At 34.9% G+C, this 17,197-nt stretch carries 18 protein-coding genes and 2 pseudogenes; 5 read left to right on the plus strand and 15 right to left on the minus strand.

The window, feature by feature from the left end:
• Positions 1-228: 228 nt before the first annotated feature.
• From CYTFE_RS0108750 to CYTFE_RS25715, 6 genes are all read right to left on the minus strand, one after another.
• Positions 229-702, minus strand: coding sequence for a hypothetical protein (locus tag CYTFE_RS0108750; protein ID WP_027471496.1), 474 nt, complete (start codon positions 700-702; stop codon positions 229-231).
• A complete protein-coding gene (locus CYTFE_RS0108755) occupies positions 699-2,033 on the minus strand; it encodes an ABC transporter permease (protein WP_027471497.1) in 1,335 nt (444 codons plus the stop codon). Before CYTFE_RS0108755 ends, CYTFE_RS0108750 begins: the two co-directional genes overlap by 4 nt.
• Before the next feature lie 6 nt (positions 2,034-2,039).
• Positions 2,040-2,669, minus strand: coding sequence for an ABC transporter ATP-binding protein (locus CYTFE_RS0108760; RefSeq protein ID WP_027471498.1), 630 nt, complete (start codon positions 2,667-2,669; stop codon positions 2,040-2,042).
• A gap of 124 nt (positions 2,670-2,793) precedes the next feature.
• Positions 2,794-3,201 (minus strand): MerC domain-containing protein, encoded by a 408-nt coding sequence (locus CYTFE_RS31865; RefSeq protein ID WP_081735955.1) that lies wholly within the window; start codon positions 3,199-3,201, stop codon positions 2,794-2,796.
• Positions 3,198-4,187 (minus strand): CobW family GTP-binding protein, encoded by a 990-nt coding sequence (locus tag CYTFE_RS0108770; protein WP_027471500.1) that lies wholly within the window; start codon positions 4,185-4,187, stop codon positions 3,198-3,200. The genes CYTFE_RS31865 and CYTFE_RS0108770 overlap by 4 nt, the downstream gene beginning before the upstream one ends.
• Positions 4,184-4,606: a Fur family transcriptional regulator gene (locus tag CYTFE_RS25715; protein ID WP_044213135.1), complete on the minus strand. Its 423-nt coding sequence runs from the start codon at positions 4,604-4,606 to the stop codon at positions 4,184-4,186. Before CYTFE_RS25715 ends, CYTFE_RS0108770 begins: the two co-directional genes overlap by 4 nt.
• A gap of 441 nt (positions 4,607-5,047) precedes the next feature.
• On the opposite strand from CYTFE_RS25715, the gene CYTFE_RS31870 reads away from it, so the two are divergent.
• Positions 5,048-5,278: a transposase gene (locus CYTFE_RS31870; protein ID WP_044262690.1), complete on the plus strand. Its 231-nt coding sequence runs from the start codon at positions 5,048-5,050 to the stop codon at positions 5,276-5,278.
• Positions 5,279-5,622: 344 nt separating this feature from the next.
• Here the strand turns inward: CYTFE_RS31870 and CYTFE_RS0108785 are convergent, their stop codons facing one another.
• On the minus strand, positions 5,623-6,333 hold the full coding sequence (locus tag CYTFE_RS0108785; RefSeq protein ID WP_027471502.1) for an RloB family protein: 711 nt from the start codon (positions 6,331-6,333) through the stop codon (positions 5,623-5,625).
• Positions 6,326-7,612 (minus strand): AAA family ATPase, encoded by a 1,287-nt coding sequence (locus CYTFE_RS0108790; RefSeq protein ID WP_027471503.1) that lies wholly within the window; start codon positions 7,610-7,612, stop codon positions 6,326-6,328. The genes CYTFE_RS0108785 and CYTFE_RS0108790 overlap by 8 nt, the downstream gene beginning before the upstream one ends.
• A gap of 180 nt (positions 7,613-7,792) precedes the next feature.
• Between CYTFE_RS0108790 and CYTFE_RS28595 the strand changes: the two genes are divergently transcribed.
• On the plus strand, positions 7,793-8,149 hold the full coding sequence (locus CYTFE_RS28595) for a tyrosine-type recombinase/integrase (protein ID WP_027471504.1): 357 nt from the start codon (positions 7,793-7,795) through the stop codon (positions 8,147-8,149).
• A 118-nt stretch (positions 8,150-8,267) separates the two neighbouring features.
• A pseudogene (locus tag CYTFE_RS31875) lies at positions 8,268-8,392 on the plus strand (transposase); the annotation flags it as partial.
• A 971-nt stretch (positions 8,393-9,363) separates the two neighbouring features.
• Here the strand turns inward: CYTFE_RS31875 and CYTFE_RS0108805 are convergent.
• Positions 9,364-9,681 (minus strand): hypothetical protein, encoded by a 318-nt coding sequence (locus tag CYTFE_RS0108805; RefSeq protein ID WP_027471505.1) that lies wholly within the window; start codon positions 9,679-9,681, stop codon positions 9,364-9,366.
• An 85-nt stretch (positions 9,682-9,766) separates the two neighbouring features.
• Here CYTFE_RS0108805 and tnpC point away from each other — a divergent pair.
• A pseudogene (gene tnpC, locus CYTFE_RS25725) lies at positions 9,767-10,591 on the plus strand (IS66 family transposase); the annotation flags it as partial.
• A gap of 317 nt (positions 10,592-10,908) precedes the next feature.
• Here the strand turns inward: tnpC and CYTFE_RS0108815 are convergent.
• The 6 genes from CYTFE_RS0108815 to tssD form a co-directional block, all read right to left on the minus strand.
• On the minus strand, positions 10,909-11,421 hold the full coding sequence (locus tag CYTFE_RS0108815; RefSeq protein ID WP_027471506.1) for a hypothetical protein: 513 nt from the start codon (positions 11,419-11,421) through the stop codon (positions 10,909-10,911).
• A 356-nt stretch (positions 11,422-11,777) separates the two neighbouring features.
• Complete coding sequence (locus CYTFE_RS25730) at positions 11,778-12,056, minus strand: hypothetical protein (protein ID WP_044214530.1); 279 nt, start codon at positions 12,054-12,056, stop codon at positions 11,778-11,780.
• A gap of 29 nt (positions 12,057-12,085) precedes the next feature.
• On the minus strand, positions 12,086-12,658 hold the full coding sequence (locus tag CYTFE_RS0108825) for a hypothetical protein (protein WP_162150080.1): 573 nt from the start codon (positions 12,656-12,658) through the stop codon (positions 12,086-12,088).
• A 131-nt stretch (positions 12,659-12,789) separates the two neighbouring features.
• The gene (locus CYTFE_RS0108830; protein ID WP_044262694.1) at positions 12,790-13,497 is read right to left on the minus strand and encodes a hypothetical protein; all 708 of its coding nucleotides are present in this window, start codon (positions 13,495-13,497) and stop codon (positions 12,790-12,792) included.
• Between the two features lie 22 nt (positions 13,498-13,519).
• The gene (locus CYTFE_RS30720; protein ID WP_200871455.1) at positions 13,520-14,914 is read right to left on the minus strand and encodes a hypothetical protein; all 1,395 of its coding nucleotides are present in this window, start codon (positions 14,912-14,914) and stop codon (positions 13,520-13,522) included.
• Positions 14,914-15,954 carry a type VI secretion system tube protein TssD gene (gene tssD, locus CYTFE_RS28600; RefSeq protein ID WP_154665642.1) on the minus strand — a complete coding sequence of 347 codons (1,041 nt, stop codon included), beginning with the start codon at positions 15,952-15,954 and terminating at the stop codon, positions 14,914-14,916. The genes CYTFE_RS30720 and tssD overlap by 1 nt, the downstream gene beginning before the upstream one ends.
• A gap of 254 nt (positions 15,955-16,208) precedes the next feature.
• Here tssD and CYTFE_RS0108845 point away from each other — a divergent pair, with 254 nt between their 5' ends.
• Positions 16,209-17,192, plus strand: coding sequence for a hypothetical protein (locus CYTFE_RS0108845; RefSeq protein ID WP_027471512.1), 984 nt, complete (start codon positions 16,209-16,211; stop codon positions 17,190-17,192).
• Positions 17,193-17,197: the final 5 nt, after the last annotated feature.

Raw genomic sequence — 17,197 nt, forward strand, 5'->3', positions numbered from 1 at the left:
GGTTTTGCACTTGCACCGCTATACTTGATTTTTTATGCTCACATCACCCCCCAAGCCCATATTAAATAATTGGTAGCCTGGCGTTTTTTCTTCAGGGGGTACGATATTATTTTGAGAAGCAGTTAATAGGTAATCGACCGATACGTATGCATTTCGAACAAAACCAAAGGTTGGTTTTAGGTACCTGACATTAAACAACGCCGATACTGAAGGAGAGAATGGCAATGATTATTTTATGACTTTAACTAATTCAACATTATTTAGAACATATACCAAGTGCTCATAATCATCTTTATTCAACGTTAAAACACCTTTTATTAGGATGTAATCATCTGTTTTTAAACGCTTAAATCTGTAATCGTAGTCCTCATTCGTATTTATTTCTATAATCGTTTCAATACCTGATCCTGTGCAAAAAAAACACATTTCCATAGGCTTGTAAGAGATAACCTTAATGTTTCCAGTAATATCAACAGGAAGAAAAAAACCTTTGAGGGTAATTTCCTTTCCTTCAAGCTGCACTAAATCCTTACCAAATTTTGGTTTGGGCAAATATGTGCCATATTTTATACTGTACACATATTTTATTTTAACATCATTCAAAAGTGTTTCCCATGCGTTTTTGTTGGGACTAGTTTGCCCTGAAACTGCCATAGGCCAAACTATAAAGCACCATCCAAATATTAGTATTAACTTTTTCATATTTTATTTAGAAGAAAATGAATGTCTGTTCTGTATGCACGAATAGCTGGAATTATGGCACTGGCTATGCCTACTCCCAAGGCATAAGCAAGTATTATGGCTTCTTTTCCAATAAAATGGAGTGGCATTGATATCAATAAATCACTTGAGGTGGAATTAATAATTAGGATAGCTACCCTAACTATTAACATACTAGTAAGCCAACCCGAAACCGCTAAAACGATACTTTGGGCAAAGAGTAAAAGTAGGATTTTGAACTTCCCGACCCCTAAAGAACGTAGCAGGGCAATTTCATTTATTTCCTGATTTAACTTGTTCAATAAATGAATCATAATATTAATGCCTGAGAATAATATAACAACCCATGCAAGGATACGTAGCGCATCAAAACCAAACCCCAATAAAGCCATTAATCGATTTAACTCAATGGCAGGAGAGGCTGCTTGCATTGTTGTATTTTGGTTTATCATGCGAGGCAAAGTAATGGCAGCCATTGGGTTTCTATAAAACACCAGTAAAGCTGTAATTTCTTTGCTTGTACTTTCTTTATCAATTTCAATACCTCCTTTATGCTTATGGTATTGTTCTATTTCATGTTCTGATAATTCTTCATGGTGCTCAACTTTATGAAGAATATTTTCCATGGCATGATTCGTATGGTCGTGTTCATGCACGTGTTCACAATCGTCATCATTATGTTCACACTCGTGATGATTATCTTCATGAACTTTCCAAACACTTTCTACATTTGTGATTATAAGCCTGTCAGCCACCTTGCCAGTTGGTTTTAAAATTCCTGACACCACATATTTATGCTCATCATGGTGGTGTCCCTCTTCCATAAAACCGTGAACACCGGCAAATTTATCACCAATTTTTAGTCCTGTATTGTTGGCAACACTACTTCCTATCAACACTTCCATAGTGTGCTTATTCCATTCCCCAGTTTGGAGTTTGCCTTGAAATAAAGTAACATATTCTTTTGATGTTCCAACAATGCGGAATCCTTTATAATTATCGCCCAATGCAATGGGTATTGTTTGTTTAACTAGCGGATTTTTTGTGATTTTTTTAGCCTCATCTAATGATATATTTCCGGTTGGATTATCAGCATGTAATACCGAAGACATCATGAGTTGCAAGGGGCTGCCTTTAGCACCAACGACCAAATCAATGCCAGCCAAATTACCGCTTATTTGGTTTTGTGTATATTGTTCAAAATGCAATAAAAGCGAGATAATACCCATTCCTAAAGCGAACATACAAATGCTAAGCGCTGAATTAAATGGCCTTGACTTTAATTGAGCTAGGGATAAACTTAGAATAGTCATGCTGTGTTAGTTTAAACGGATTATCTGATTAAAATGTGATTCTATGCGGGCATCATGAGTTGCTATTAGTAAGGTTGCTCCGTGCTGGTCGCAATTCTTTTTAATAAGTTCAATAAATCGCTCGCAATTCTTATCGTCAAGGCTCGAAGTAGGCTCGTCGGCAATAACAACTTTTGGTTTATTAACCAAAGCCCTTGCAACCGAGAAACGCTGTAATTCCCCTTGACTGAGTTCGAATGGTTTTTTATCTGCCAATGGGGTAATTCCAAGGTCATTCATTAGTTGAAAAATTCGATTTTTATCGCTGCTTTTGCCTGAAAAGCTTTTGGGTAAGCCTACATTCTGAAGCATCGTTAAGGATTGCACAAACAGATGCTTTTGAAATATCAAACCAATGTTATTAGCCCGGAACTTATCTAAACCAAATTGGTTAAGGTTATTGAGCAATACATTATTGATTGAAATAGTTCCTTGATCGGGCGTTAGTATTCCGCTTAGTAAATGGATTAAAGTGGTTTTACCGCTTCCTGATATGCCTTTTAACAAGCATTGTTCTTTCTCTTTTATGAAAATATTGGAGAATGATAGTTTATGCTTTTCACTATAGTGATATTGTAAGTTTTTTGCTTCAATCATAAATTAATTTATTGAGTATATGCTGGACTTATTATTCAATGATTTTTTATTAATGCTTCTATTAATATTTCAATGCAATTGTTAGTATGTTTCAAATTCAGTAAAAATCATTGTATTTCTAATCTTAATTGGGACAGCAGTTGTTCGGACATGCTGAAAACCTTCGATTATAAAAATGCAAGCCAGCCAATATTCCGGCAGCTATATACATGGGGTACCTTGTTATGGGTAAAGTATGGGTGTGTTCATTGGCCATTAAAATAAAAAACACAATGAATGTGATGTATAAAGACACCTTTATCCATGCTTTTGAACTTGACTTTGCCGAGAAATATACTGCTGTGAAAGAGATAATCAGAAATATAAGGTCGATAGCCCTCCACCAAGCAGGCGCTTCGGCACAGCAACTGGCTGCACAAGCTTGGGCAATAAAAATAAATGGCGTGAGAATACAATGAACCAGGCAAAGTGTTGAACTGGCCATTCCTATATTATCTGAAGATAAATATTTGCTATTTGATAAGTTTATCATACGGTTGTTTTTACTAATAATTTGTATAGACTCGTTTTGATTTCGTCATCCTTTAAATCGGTTCCAATAATTACAATATTGCTTTCCCTGTTTTTATTTTCAAGCCATTGAGAGCCTTGTGTTGTATGGTAAGTATTCCCTACCGACTGGAGAATAATCTTATGTGCCATATCGTCAATGCTTAAAATGGCTTTAACCCGGAGTACCTTATCTCTATTCATAAAAAGGAAGTCTTCAAACCACATGGCCATTCTTTTCATATCAAAATCACCGGTTATGGTATAGCTTAGCGTTTGTATGGAGTGGCCATGGTTTTTTCTAGGGCTTACCACGGTTATATTGGTATAATCAATAATGCTTTCTTCCATATTGCAAGGACTAAAACTTTCACAATTTAATATCTGAATATCTTCAATTTTACCAAAAGTTGTTTGCTCAATTCTTGCAAGTGGGTTAATCGTAGTTATCTTTTGCTCAAGCTCTTTGGTTTGTTCGGGAGCCAATAAATCACATTTGTTTATTATAATAACATCAGATTGTACCACCTGGCTGCGAACTTCGCTAAAATTGGCAAGACGCTTTAAAAATGAACCGGCATCTACCAAGGCAACTACGCTATCTAACTTAAAATACCTTTGGATACGTGCTCCTGAAAACATATTAATAACCTGACCAGAATCTGCCATGCCAGTAGCTTCTATCAACACATAATCATATTTTACTTGCGATAGTATAACGCTATTTAAAACAGTTCCAAGTTCGGTGCTCAGAGAGCAGCAAATGCAGCCACCGGTTAGTTCAAATAAATTGTTATTATCATTATTTCTAACCAGTTCTCTGTCAATATTAATATTGCCTGCTTCGTTTTCAATAATAAGAAAATTGGTGTTTTTGTTATGTTCCAGTATTTCGTTTAACAAGGTTGTTTTACCCGCCCCTAAAAAGCCTGTAATAATAGTCACAGGCATTATTGTTTTATCGCTCATGAGTTGTCTTGCTGATTATTTATAGCACAAATGTTGCATTCCCCTTTTAGTATCAATTCTTGCTCAGTTATTTTATAATCCTTGGGTACTGTTGGTGTTGCTATTTCTATCGTATCAAGGCATTTAACTGTATTGCATTTATTGCAATAAAAATGAGCGTGTTCTTTTTTTCTTGTAACTGAATTGTCCAACTCATATTTTACAAGCTGATTATCTACTACTATTTTATGAATTACACTACGCTCTTCAAGTGTTTTAAATGAGCGATAAAAGGTTGTACGGTTGTATTTGCCTTCAAGATTTTTGCGTATTTCATTCTCAGAAAGTGCAATTCCAGACGATATCATTAGGTCTAAAATACCTAATCTGCATCCTGTTCCTTTAATCTTAAATGTATTTAATATCTCTATTGATTTCATAACTGCCTAATCTTTTTAAATGCAACAGTGTTGCAAATGTATGCTAAATGCAACAATGTTGCAAGTAGGTGAAGTTATTATTAATCATATTTTTTAAAGAAATCGATATTGTGAGAAAATATTTATTCAATATTCACAGAGGTACAAACTGAAGCAATAAAGCAATAAAAACAATTCTCTCATTTTTTGGATTCAAGATTCTTTTATGATTTACTATTGACTATAATAACTTTCAAATCGATTGTATGGTTAATCTTTAATATCAGGTTGGAATAGGCGATAGCCGAACCTTTATAATTTGCCACTACTTGACTAACAACTAATTATATAGGAGCTTACGAGAGATTGCAACAACGAAGTTTTGCTGCAAATTGGACTTCCTGCAAGTTCATTTTATGAATGCGGAATCCTTCCAGGTGGGTGGTATACAGTCAGGCCTCGATGGCCGACAGCGAACACGTGGTGTGTTATTTAGGGCGGTACACGCACCGCATAGCTATATCCAACGACAGGATCATAGATATAAACGATACGCATGTCAGGTTCCGAGCAAAGGATTACCGGAAAAAAGGTGCCGCCAAGACCGTAAGCCTGCCGGGTGTGGAGTTTTTAAAACGCTTTTGCCAACATGTGATGCCAAGGGCTCCGTTCGTATCAGGAGGTAAGGCATAGCTACACAACCTAGGATTAGGTCTCCGGTACACAACCTAGTTAAAATACTGAAGTCTAAATTAGTGTAAGTGCATAAAGTCAATTGGAAAAAACGTCATTTTAATGAGGTTAAAATACTAGTGTCCAAACTGTAGATTTGCAATGGTCTGAACTGTAGAAAAGCATATACAGCTGTAATAATAGACCGCCTAAACTTAGCTTCTAAATATGCTAAAACTCTAAAAACAGTCACACAGGCTATTACTAAAACAAAAAACACTCTTAAAATACGTAGGCAGTGAGAATCCGGGTTGTAGTTCAACCTAGAATAATCGCGGGGTCTTGCAGACCGCTCATATTCCTATTTATTGGGCAGCGTACTTTTCAGTTAATTCTATCAACTCATTAATCAATTTATGAACTTTAGTACAAGGATTATGATTTGAAAAACTTCTGTCAAAATATAAACCTTCAAGCTTTTCAGCATTCTTTATTGCATTCTCTTGATTTCCAAATTCATTTAATATAGCAAACATCTCTTTTGAATTCTTCTGATATTTGAAGTCAGTTCGATTTGCTGCTTTATTAACTTCTTTTTCAATAAATTTTTGATATTGAACTCGTGAAATACCTGTGTTGTAATAATTAAAATGCAATAAATACCAAAGTTCAAAAGCCTCATTAGTCCAAGCACAATTAATTTTCGGCTTCGAGTTTTCTCCTTTGTTTATAGCATTGTTAAAGTTTTTTGCAGGAAAACTATCCTTGTCAAAAACAGCCCAGACCTTATCAATTTTCCGTAAGTACTTTTCTTCATACTTAGTTCTTAATTTTTTCGCTTCTTCAACTATTGACAAAGTATTTTTACCAGTGCCATCAATGTCAATATTAGTCAGTTCTAAAACACCTTTGGGCAATGAATATTTTAAAGATTCAAAGTAATTTGGTTCAGTCTTTTCACCTTCACAAACAATTAGGTAAAACTTTCGTTTTGATTTAAACTCAGTCTTACGTTTCTTTTCTTCTCTTGCTCGTCTTTTAAGAACGGCGTTGTCAATTTTAATAATATTAGCCATTGCTTAAAAGTTCTTCGAAGTTGCCAATAAATGGAATTGCTCCATATCTGCCATTGATGTAGTCTTTTTCAAAAGACCTATCTTTTCTGATTTTTTTACTGGAGCCTTCCTCTTTATATTCAATCAAGGAATACAAATCACTTGCCTCAAATTTGTCTTTCTCTAGAAAATAAATTTGGTCTCTTCTAAATCTGCCATATGATAACAAATTCGTATCATGAGTTGCAAAGATTAATTGTGCATTATTTGTATTATACTCAGGGGAATTAAATAAATTAGTAATTGCAGCAGTCATTAATGGATGAAGTTTCGCATCTAATTCATCAATAACCAATACTCCACCACCAATTAGAGTATCAAAAATTGGTCCTGAAATATCAAAAACTTTATTTGTCCCTGATGATTCTTGTCCACGTAAATCAAAATCCTTGAAACCAACTTTTTTACCACTTTCGTCATATTTATTGTGGACTGTGTTAATCCTTGCAATAGTTTTTCCTTGCAAATCATTGATTATATCATCAAGAAGTTCTGCAGGTAAGTCATCTGGTAAAAATCTTTCTTGAAATTTCTCTTTTCGGAATTTTAGTTGTTCAAATCCTAAATCTAAGTCTTTTAAAAAATCCAGTAGCTTTTCTTTTGATTTCTTTTTGTCCAACAATGAAAAAGTAAGCCCTCTATAATTATCATGACTTAATCCAGAAATAGTTCCTAAATCATTAAACCAGCTAATAATTTTTGCGGCGTTTTCTCCATTAAATTGGTCAACAACGGAAAGAAACAGAGCATTTTCTCTAGTTTTAAATTCAAGACCATGACCTTCTTTAAAGTCATCAGTTACCCCAATTCCATTTTCTTCCCTGATAAATAGAGGAATTTCATTATCTCCTTCTAATTTAAATAACCATTCTCCATGGATTGAACTATTATCAATTTCAAAACCATATCTATATCTTGTTTTGTCAATTAAGAAAACTAATTCAAAAAAAGTCGGTTTATTTTCAGTACTAGTATTAAGTAAAAAAGGAACAATTTCAAATTTCGATGCAGATGTCTTTTCTACAGATGTCATTACAATTCTTTTCATTGTCGACATTGCTTTAATGAAATTTGATTTTCCACTTGAGTTAGCCCCGTAAAGAACTGCACTTTTCAAGAGATTAAATTTCCCTGCTTTGAATGTTGATTCTTTATATTCTGTAATATTTGTAGCCTCTAAGGATAAAGTTTTTTTATTACTAAAAGACAAAAAATTTCCAACTGTAAATTCAATAATCATTATTTCTAATTATTAGTGAGAAAAATTCTCATTCTTTACAAATATAGAAATATTGTGAGAATATTTCTCACGATCACTTGATTATTTTACAAGATGCTTCAATCAACGCGTATGCAATTAATCTTCCTTCTCGGTATGGCGTTATAACAGTAATTATTAATCATTTTAAAATTTACTGTTATGCAGAAGAAAACATCACTTACAATTTTGGAAAAGGCCATTGTCTATGTGCCCGAGTTAAAAAAGGTGCTGAAGAAACTTGAAAACCAGGTCGATCTGCGCGGGCAAGAGGTCATAAACCTCAAAATCGGAGATGTTGATTTTGAGCGGCAAACCATTCATATCAGACAGAGCAAATACAAAAAAGACCGCATTGTGCCTCTTTCCCCGACCATGGCTATTGGCCTAAAAAAATACATGGCCGCCGAAAACCCTTGCCAGTGGCTCTTTAACGGCACACAGCCCATTAGATACCCTTTATGGAAGGCGATAAATACGACCTGGCCGATGTGGTGCGCAAATTCGGCAGACGGTTAATGACCCAAGGACCACTCTCGCCCATGCAGGTCAGGGCATTTAACAACATTGTTTCGTCCCGCACCGCACAACTGGGGTGGAACGAATATGCCTGTGGAACGACAAGCTGTATTACAAAATATTGTTCCGGGCAAAGGATTACCGGAAAAAAGGTGCCCCAAGACCGTAAGCCTGCCAGGTGTGGAGTTTTTAAAACGCTTTTGCCAACATGTGATGCCCAAGGGCTTCGTTCGTATCAGGAGGTAAGGCATAGCTACACAACCTAGGATTAGTTTTCCGGTACACAACCTAGTTAAAATACTGAAGTCTAAATTAGTGTAAGTGCATAAAGTCAATTGGAAAAAACGTCATTTTAATGAGGTTAAAATACTAGTGTCCAAACTGTAGATTTGCAATGGTCTGAACTGTAGAAAAGCATATACAGCTGTAATAATAGACCGCCTAAACTTAGCTTCTAAATATGCTAAAACTCTAAAAACAGTCACACAGGCTATTACTAAAACAAAAAACACTCTTAAAATACGTAGGCAGTGAGAATCCGGGTTGTAGTTCAACCTAGAATAATCGCGGGGTCTTGCAGACCGCTCATATTCCTATTTAGTCTTTGCAAGAAAACTCCAAATACTGCGTTATTCTCATTTTTGAAACAGTCATTTACAATCAGTAAACTCCTTGGTTTCAAAAATATCGAAAGCCTTGTCTTTGAAGCTTTCATATGTTTATAATTTGTTTCTTAATGGTCATATGGAACTCCCGATGAATTTTAATCATTCTTCTGTGTGTATTTTAGAATGCTAAAATTCATGTTCGTTTCTTATCAAAGACAGAAAAAACAGTAGTTTTCTTGCAGCCACTAATTAACGGATAAAACCTGCATGACAGGAATGCATACAATCTCTTTTGAGAGCAGCCAGATTGATCACGCTGGTTCCAAAACGTTATTTTGTATTGCTGGGCAATAAAATTAAAAGAAAAACATCACTTAAACGCGGCGCAAGATAGCCTTTAGGGCCAAATAAAAAAAATAATTCAACTAAACAGAAAGCTCAGGGGCATCGAGAGTGAGCCTATTGGCTACCACGGAATCAATAAAATTAATTACTCATTAACATTAAAGAGTACCCAAAGATGAAGCTTCCTGCACGCAGCAAGGAACAAAAAACCGACCGCCAGAGGAATTAACCTGACTACGGCCCGTTTCATGGGCTTTGTCATTATTCCAGGACAGAGATATATTTTCTTAAATCGGAACTGAGAATATTGTATAATTCCTGTTTGTTATTTTCGTTTGTTTCTGCAAAAACAAAACCGAAAAGAGGATATTTGTTAATATCCAAAGGTCTAATCAAAACAGGATTTTCAAAATCAGCAGCAAGTGCTTCATAATCAAATCTGGCAATATCAGTAGGCTTAAGACCCGAATTATTATCTAAAACGATGATGCTAAACAGCTTATTTTCTTTTCCTTTGTATATAGCATCCCAATCAGGCCGACTGTTTTCAAAATAGTATTTGTAAGAATTAAGCCCCACTGCAATTCCAGATAAATCAGCAGTAGTGCACCAACCTCCAAACCGAAGAGGGTTTATTTCAATGGGAATTATTTTGCCGTTCTCATTACATGTTTTCAGGGAAATTTATCAGATGATCGATGAATCACCAATAAAAGTGCAGGATCGCAACAAAAAAGGAACGTATCATCAGGGGTACATGTGGGTTCGGTATGCCCCATTGTCAAAAAGCGTGCTGTTTGAGTACTACAAGAGCCGATCGGCCAATGGCCCCATCGACGACTTGAGTTCGTTCCGTGGATTTGTTCAAACCGACGGTTATAGTGGCTATACCTTTTTGGCAAAAAAAGCAGGACTGACTCATTTATCATGCTGGGCACATGCCAGACGGTATTTTGATGCCGCACTGAAGAACGATCAGGAACGAGCTTCGCATGTGCTAAGCCTCATTCAGCTTCTCTATGCCATTGAGGCTATTGCACGGGAACAAAATCTATCCCATGAGCAACGGCATGCTCTGCGGCTGGAAAAAGCTCTGCCTGTAATTAACGAAATTGGAGCATACATTAACAAGCACAAAGGATCTGTAATACCAAGAAGTCCTCTGGGCAAAGCTTTTGAATATTGCAAAAATCGCTGGACAAGCCTGCAGAACTATCTTACCAACGGAATGCTGGAGATAGACAGCAATCTGGTTGAGAACTCTATTCGCCCTCTGGCTCTGGGACGTAAGAACTATTTGTTTGCCGGTTCACATGATGCTGCCAGAAATATCGCAATGTTCTACAGCTTCTTTGGAACTTGCAAGAAACTTGACATTGATCCGCAAAAATGGCTAAAGTACGTCATGGAAAACATCCACATTACACCCGCCGAAAATTTCAAAGAACTTTTGCCGCAATTTATTGATAAAAGTTTGCTTCAGGAATAAGTATTTGCTCGGGCGGATACCTATAATCTGCTTTCACAAACATTCGTTTAATTTCAGCAGAGTCATTATAGAAACGCTTAAAGCATCCACAGGCAATCACATTTTCATTATCGTAAATCAGTACCACAGAGTCAATTATCTCAATCTCATTGTGATTATCATAATCCTTTTTGCTCGCTTTTATATCTACCAGTCAACTCATTATCAAGTAGAAATATCAAATGGGTAAAATCGGCATTTGAACTACTTGTCCTCATTATTTTCAATAAATCCATATTTACGGGTAAAAATGTCAGTCATGTATACTTTCATTATTGTCATAACATCTCAAAACATTCGATAAAGCTCTTAATTCCAATCATTATTGCACCTTTTTTTTCGAAATCCATGTTTATAAGCATCCTTCTTTCTTTAAACCTGTACATTATCGCAGTCAATAATGATTTTGATTTCAGGTTTTGTAAATCGTATGAATAAACCTCTTTTTTATCTATATCTTTGAGTTCTCCTTCACTATACTTTAACATCTCAAGATTCCTTTTTTGAATTTTAGAATAAAGAGATTCTGTCACTTGTTTTCGCTGAAGATTTGGCTTTAATCGAAAATATTCCCAAACCAAGAAGTAAATTTTCATAATTTCTTCTAATTCTTCCATCGAAACATCTAGACGATGACCCAATAAAACAGTCAAATAGAAAGGTTGCAGTTTGTAAATCTCGTCTGAAACAGAATTAACATAGTCTGCATCAATTTGGTCAATTTTCTTTATCAATTCAGCAATTGCCCTAGCCTCTTTAAAATCGTTATCGGTGAAATTAAGTTTTGTCATAATTCTTTATCGTGTACTATCGTTGTTGTATGCCGCACAACTTGTTTATATACGGAACTTTTATCCAACAATTTTGGTTGGCTATGCGGAAGTTTTGATTTTTTATACTTTTTACCTCCCAATAAAAAAGACGAAATTTCCTATTTAATGCAAGTTAAGTATATTTTACATATTATCAAATGGATTTTAATCTTTCTTATACTGGTCTCTGTAACATGAGTCTAAACCACAAAAGCAGATGTCATCATTTGCAAGGTACATTTTGGTTTTTCGCTGTAAGCCACAAGAGGACAGTAATATTAAACAGAGTAGTGTGTAAATTATTAAGTATTTCATTTTGTCTTTTTATATGTATATTATTTACTAAATTTACTCAAATGCATCATTTCCCATTGAAAATGAAAAGTGTGTTTTACCGTATTTTCATAATCCATATAATTATCGGTCGATTCTTTATTAAAGTAATAATATTGAAAGTAGGCGTTCTCTTTTGACATAAGAAAAACATGCGGTGTGCCCAAGCAATGCATTAGCTTATGTGGCAATTCTACTTCGGGGGTGTATTTAGTGCCAAATTCTTTATTCTCCGCAGCACCATTGACAAAAAATACATTGGCTATGGTGCTGCAAGGCATTAATTACCTATGACTAATCAACTGTAAACTTAAGGTATCTTTATACCATAAATTAACTTGCTCTGTATTTCACCAGTTTCGGCATTCACTAGGTAGCAACGATGCTTGTTAATGTCAAACCTTTTAGCCTCTATAAACCAATAATGTTCTGGTTCATCTTCAAATACAGGGCTATTGGATCTCCCAATCGCTTCTAATTTGAAAGGCCCTATTTTAGCACGAACCAGTTTAATTGCTTCCTGCCAGCAGATTGGGTATTTAGCAGCAATACTATCTACTTTGTCTATTGTTGTTAGCTCGATGTAATTGTAGATACTATAGGTAGGGTTATTAGCTGTATAATTTATAAAAAAAAATCCAACAGTTAGACTTTTAAATGTTTGGTATTTCAATTGCAAATTGCCACTGTCTAAGAAAAAATCAGTAAACGTAGCTATATTACTTTTGTAGTTTTTGTGCATAAAGCCCAAAATGTTTTTATCAACATATACTGTTGATAGTGTTTCTTTATCATAAATCAAGGTATCCTCAATGGTCTCTTTAATTTTTTCAATGTCATAATCCTTAATGTCAATGTGGTATACATATGCGCTTGTATCCAAATCACAAAAACAGATATCATCGTTTGCGAGGTATAGTTTGGTTTTAGATGCAAACCACAAGAACATAGCAACATTAAACAAAGAAAGGGGTAGATTATTAAAGATTTCATCTTATATAGGTATATAAATATTTAATAAAGCATATCATCATCTGAAACTGTACCATAAATTAACTTGCTTTGTATTTCACCAGTTTCGGCATTCACTAGGTAGCAACGATGCTTGTTAATGTCAAACCTTTTAGCCTCTATAAACCAATAATGTTCTGGTTCATCTTCAAATACAGGGCTATTGGATCTCCCAATCGCTTCTAATTTGAAAGGCCCTATTTTAGCACGAACCAGTTTAATTGCTTCCTGCCAGCAGATTGGGTATTTAGCAGCGATACTATCTACTTTATCTATTGTTGCAGGCTCAATGTAATTATAACTTCTATAAGTAGTGTCGTTTTCATTAACCCAAAAAGTTTGTCCAACATTTAGATTGTGAAACCTATATTTCTTTGATTGTAAATTGCCGTTATTTGTGTAATATCTAGAAAGGGTCATTATGTTGCTTTTATAATTTATGTGCATAAAGCGCAATAGGTCTTTATCCATTGTCCATGAATCAACATCTACTGTTAAAAGAATTTTATTATCATTAATCAAGGTATCCTCAATGATTTCTTTAATTTTTTCAATGTCATAATCGTTGATATCAATGTGGTCTGTATAACTAGAGTCTAAACCACAAAAGCAGATATCATCATTTGCAAGGTACATTTTGGTTTTTCGCTGTAAGCCACAGGAAGTTAGCAATAACAAACTAAGGAGTGTATAGCTTATAAAGTATTTCATTTTATCTTTTTATATATGTGTATTATTTACTGAATTTACTTAAGTGCATCATTTCCCATTGAAAATGAAAAGTGTGTTTAACTGTATTTCCATAATCCATATAATTATCGGTAGATGTTTTATTAAAGTAATGAAATGGAAGATAGGTATTATCCTTTGGCTGAAGAAAAACATGCGGTAAGCCCAAGCAATGCATTAGTTCGTGGGGTAATTCTGTTTTCGGTGTAACAGGTATTTTAAGGTGTTCCGCATTATTTCCTAAAAACATAAGAGCTTGATTATTTCCTGTTTTCGAACACCCATTAATACCTGCTTTAGTATCATCGCCTGTGAGCGTTTTGGCAGGAATATAACACTGAAAATTAGTTAAGAATAGTGTGATGCTCTTTTTGTCCATAGCATCGTATCCCCAATTATAAGAAGAGAATCTATCCAATAAATGATCTATACCTAAAAAGTCCTCATTACCTTCCTCTTGTAATAGATCCATTTTTAATGAGCCTGCATGGTTGATCTCTAAATCAAGCGTCTTCTTAATCTCTTCTTCTGAAAAAGGACGAAATAAATTATTTGATTTATAATCGGTTAAATCGCTCAAAAGTTCAGTTCTAATACTAACAGGATTTCGGCGCACACGTAAATTGGCATCCATAAAATATTTTGCCCAATTTTTCTCAAAATCGTTGGCCAAATTCACTTCGTGTATGGTGTTTCCTACTATATTAAAATCGAGCAAAGCAGGATTAAAGGCACGTTGCAAATCGTCTTTAATTTTTTGAGTTAATGCTGAGGATGCATATTTCGAAATGCCAAACGAGTTAGATATAGCATTTTTCTCGTCATCATTGTCATCTTTATTTACTTTTGTAGTCACCATAACCAATCGTAAATCAACTTTTTTTGGTTTTGGATGAAATACATTGATACCACCAATAATATTATTACCCGATTTAAAGCGAAGTTGAGTTGGTGTTTGCTTTGTGGCATTGCAGCTAATCGAAATGCTTTTCATGGCTGCTAAGTCCTTACTTTCATTACCATTTTTATCCTTGGTTAGAATAGTGAATTCATTACCATCGTTACCTTCAATTAAATCAAGAGTGCCTTTATCTTTATTTTTCTTAACATCCACCGATAATTCAACAGTTTGTCCTTGGCTGATGCTTAACCAAGGTACATAATACTCCTCCTCTGCAATATTAAATGGAGTATACTCTTTTTTTAGTTTCTCTAGGTCTGTACTATTCTGACGCAACTTCTTAGTTAACGAATCAAAACCAAATTCTCCTTTTGTTCTGGCTTTATCACCTGCACTTTTATAGGTGTCAAATTCAATACGGCATTCTGATACTCTTAATTTAGCCTCAGTGGTCATAGTACCTGATATATGTTCTGATGAAAATGTAAATGTTGTCATTATGCTTGTTCTATAACGGTTAGTTCTACTTGTTCGGTATTATTATTCACAAGGTAATTACTTAAAATATCGTTTTCGAGCCTATTCCCATTGTATTCAAAGTCGGCATCCTTATCGTTTAAATTCAGACTTATCTTTTTGCCTACTAAATGGCGTGTTTTAAATACTACGATAATAGTATCGCCAATTTGGTAATCGTCAATGCGATTGCCCTGCATATCTGTAATATAACACTCAACCCACTCGGGTTCTTGTACAGGCTCCTCTTCTACAGGTCCTGGGCCAAAAGCCCTATCATTTGGAGTGATATCAGTAACTTTCCAAACCTTCTGGTGCTCTTCACCACGGTTACGGGTAATGGCTGGCGATAGACGTATATGCATTCGCATGGCACTACTACCTGTTGATGTCATTTGCTCACCAACACGAATACAGTAACAATCCCAAAACTCAATTTTAAAAGCCTGTTCCAGGTCGCCATCGAAAAATACCAACTTACCTTGTTTCATATCACCCTGTAACAACCATTCATACAAAAAGTCGTCATCTTGGCTTGAATCTAATGAAAGATTAAATATGCCACCAAACTTGTTATACTCAGTACGTTTTGTTATTTGTTGCACCGGACGAATATAACTATCATAGTTGCGGGAGTAGTTGGGAGCGATACCGTAATCGAGCCCATTACGCTGACGTGCTTTAGCTAATTTAGTATAGTATTTGGCTTTTAATGACTTATCCTCTCCAAATGAAGAAAATTTTTCGGTACAAAAGTTTGATTCGCCATGTTTAACGGCAAATTCTGCTTCTCTCAAGCTTTCTCTAATAAGCTCTTTGTCAAAAAAAGTAGGATTAACAGTAGGTATTGTGCGGGGATTATATGGAGCCATATCTTTTGTATCGGCAGGTTCAAAAGGAAAATTCTTTTGTAAATACTTTTTATAGTATTCCGGATCCATATCTACGGGACAAAAGTACTCGTAGTACACGCTTGTAAGCCAGCGTTCATAGCTGTCTACAACTAGTTTTACTCTATACATATTAAGGTAAAGTTTGACTAACTAGGTTAAGATTTTGATTAATAATTAACATTATAGTACAAAAATAATACAATCTCAGGTTTTAAACAAACCAAATTCGACTTAAGCAAACCTTTCAACTCGCCATCTTAACGACTACAGAACTTAAACAACTACAACAACTCCCCATATAAAGTAAATACACTCTTATATAAATAGTTTTGTTCCCTCCAGCGCAATAAGTTACTTTTGCACATCCAAAATAACAGATAAATATGAATTCTATTACTAAACTTTCTTCCCTATTAATACTCTTGGGTTTATACGCTTGCCAACCAACCAATAACAAAAACATCTCTTTTTATCATTGGAAATCAGAAGCCAATTCTTCCGACGTAATCCATACTACACTGCAGCAAAACCACACGAGCACAATATTTATGCATTATTTTGATGTAGAAATGTATAACAACAATGTCAGACCCACCTATGTACTCAGCAAAGTAGATACCCTATATAAATCCTACACCATTGTTCCGGTTGTTTTTATTACCAATAAAGCCATTCAAGAAGCCAATGTTAACACTTTGAGTAGTAGAATTTCTCAGTTAATTGACCAAATCAGTCAGCACCATTTTAACAAAACAATCAAAAACATACAAATTGATTGCGACTGGACACAAAGCACAAGGGCCAAATATTTTTCACTGATTGAAAAATTGCAAGAACACTACGAAATAAATGTTACAATAAGGCTTCATCAAATAAAATTTCAGCAAAAAACGGGTATACCTCCCGTGTCCCGGGGCACTTTAATGCTCTATAATGTAGGAGATTTAAAAAACATAAAGCAGAACTCAATACTAGAAGCAGATATAGTAAAACAATATATTAACTCCTCCAGTTCATACCCACTGGAATTAGACATTGCTTTACCGCTGTTCTCGCAAACTGTCATTAAAAATAATAACAACCAGGTACGAATCATCAACGGCACCCATAAAAAAGAGATGGACGAAGCATCTGCTTATTTTAAACCACTAGATACATACCTTTATCAGGTTAAAAAAGACACCCTTTACAAAGGCTTTTACCTAAGCAATGGCTATACAATAAAATTAGAACATTCTAATAAAGATCAAATCATAGCTGCCTATCATGTCATAAAACAAAGCCAGATAAACCACAAGAACATCATTTTTTATCACCTAGACGACAACAACTTACAATCAATAAACAGTATCATTAAAGAACTTTAACAGCT

Origin of the sequence: Saccharicrinis fermentans DSM 9555 = JCM 21142, from assembly GCF_000517085.1 — a bacterium.
Taxonomy (GTDB): domain Bacteria; phylum Bacteroidota; class Bacteroidia; order Bacteroidales; family Marinilabiliaceae; genus Saccharicrinis; species Saccharicrinis fermentans.

Bases quoted from the DNA above. Each gene is read 5' to 3' on its own strand.
- CYTFE_RS0108750 (WP_027471496.1), bottom strand. From the start codon at position 702: ATGAAAAAGTTAATACTAATATTTGGATGGTGCTTTATAGTTTGGCCT.
- CYTFE_RS0108755 (WP_027471497.1), bottom strand. From the start codon at position 2,033: ATGACTATTCTAAGTTTATCCCTAGCTCAATTAAAGTCAAGGCCATTT.
- CYTFE_RS0108760 (WP_027471498.1), bottom strand. From the start codon at position 2,669: ATGATTGAAGCAAAAAACTTACAATATCACTATAGTGAAAAGCATAAA.
- CYTFE_RS31865 (WP_081735955.1), bottom strand. From the start codon at position 3,201: ATGATAAACTTATCAAATAGCAAATATTTATCTTCAGATAATATAGGA.
- CYTFE_RS0108770 (WP_027471500.1), bottom strand. From the start codon at position 4,187: ATGAGCGATAAAACAATAATGCCTGTGACTATTATTACAGGCTTTTTA.
- CYTFE_RS25715 (WP_044213135.1), bottom strand. From the start codon at position 4,606: ATGAAATCAATAGAGATATTAAATACATTTAAGATTAAAGGAACAGGA.
- CYTFE_RS31870 (WP_044262690.1), top strand. From the start codon at position 5,048: ATGGCCGACAGCGAACACGTGGTGTGTTATTTAGGGCGGTACACGCAC.
- CYTFE_RS0108785 (WP_027471502.1), bottom strand. From the start codon at position 6,333: ATGGCTAATATTATTAAAATTGACAACGCCGTTCTTAAAAGACGAGCA.
- CYTFE_RS0108790 (WP_027471503.1), bottom strand. From the start codon at position 7,612: ATGATTATTGAATTTACAGTTGGAAATTTTTTGTCTTTTAGTAATAAA.
- CYTFE_RS28595 (WP_027471504.1), top strand. From the start codon at position 7,793: ATGCAGAAGAAAACATCACTTACAATTTTGGAAAAGGCCATTGTCTAT.
- CYTFE_RS0108815 (WP_027471506.1), bottom strand. From the start codon at position 11,421: ATGACAAAACTTAATTTCACCGATAACGATTTTAAAGAGGCTAGGGCA.
- CYTFE_RS25730 (WP_044214530.1), bottom strand. From the start codon at position 12,056: ATGCCTTGCAGCACCATAGCCAATGTATTTTTTGTCAATGGTGCTGCG.
- CYTFE_RS0108830 (WP_044262694.1), bottom strand. From the start codon at position 13,497: ATGAAATACTTTATAAGCTATACACTCCTTAGTTTGTTATTGCTAACT.
- CYTFE_RS30720 (WP_200871455.1), bottom strand. From the start codon at position 14,914: ATGACAACATTTACATTTTCATCAGAACATATATCAGGTACTATGACC.
- tssD (WP_154665642.1), bottom strand. From the start codon at position 15,954: ATGTATAGAGTAAAACTAGTTGTAGACAGCTATGAACGCTGGCTTACA.
- CYTFE_RS0108845 (WP_027471512.1), top strand. From the start codon at position 16,209: ATGAATTCTATTACTAAACTTTCTTCCCTATTAATACTCTTGGGTTTA.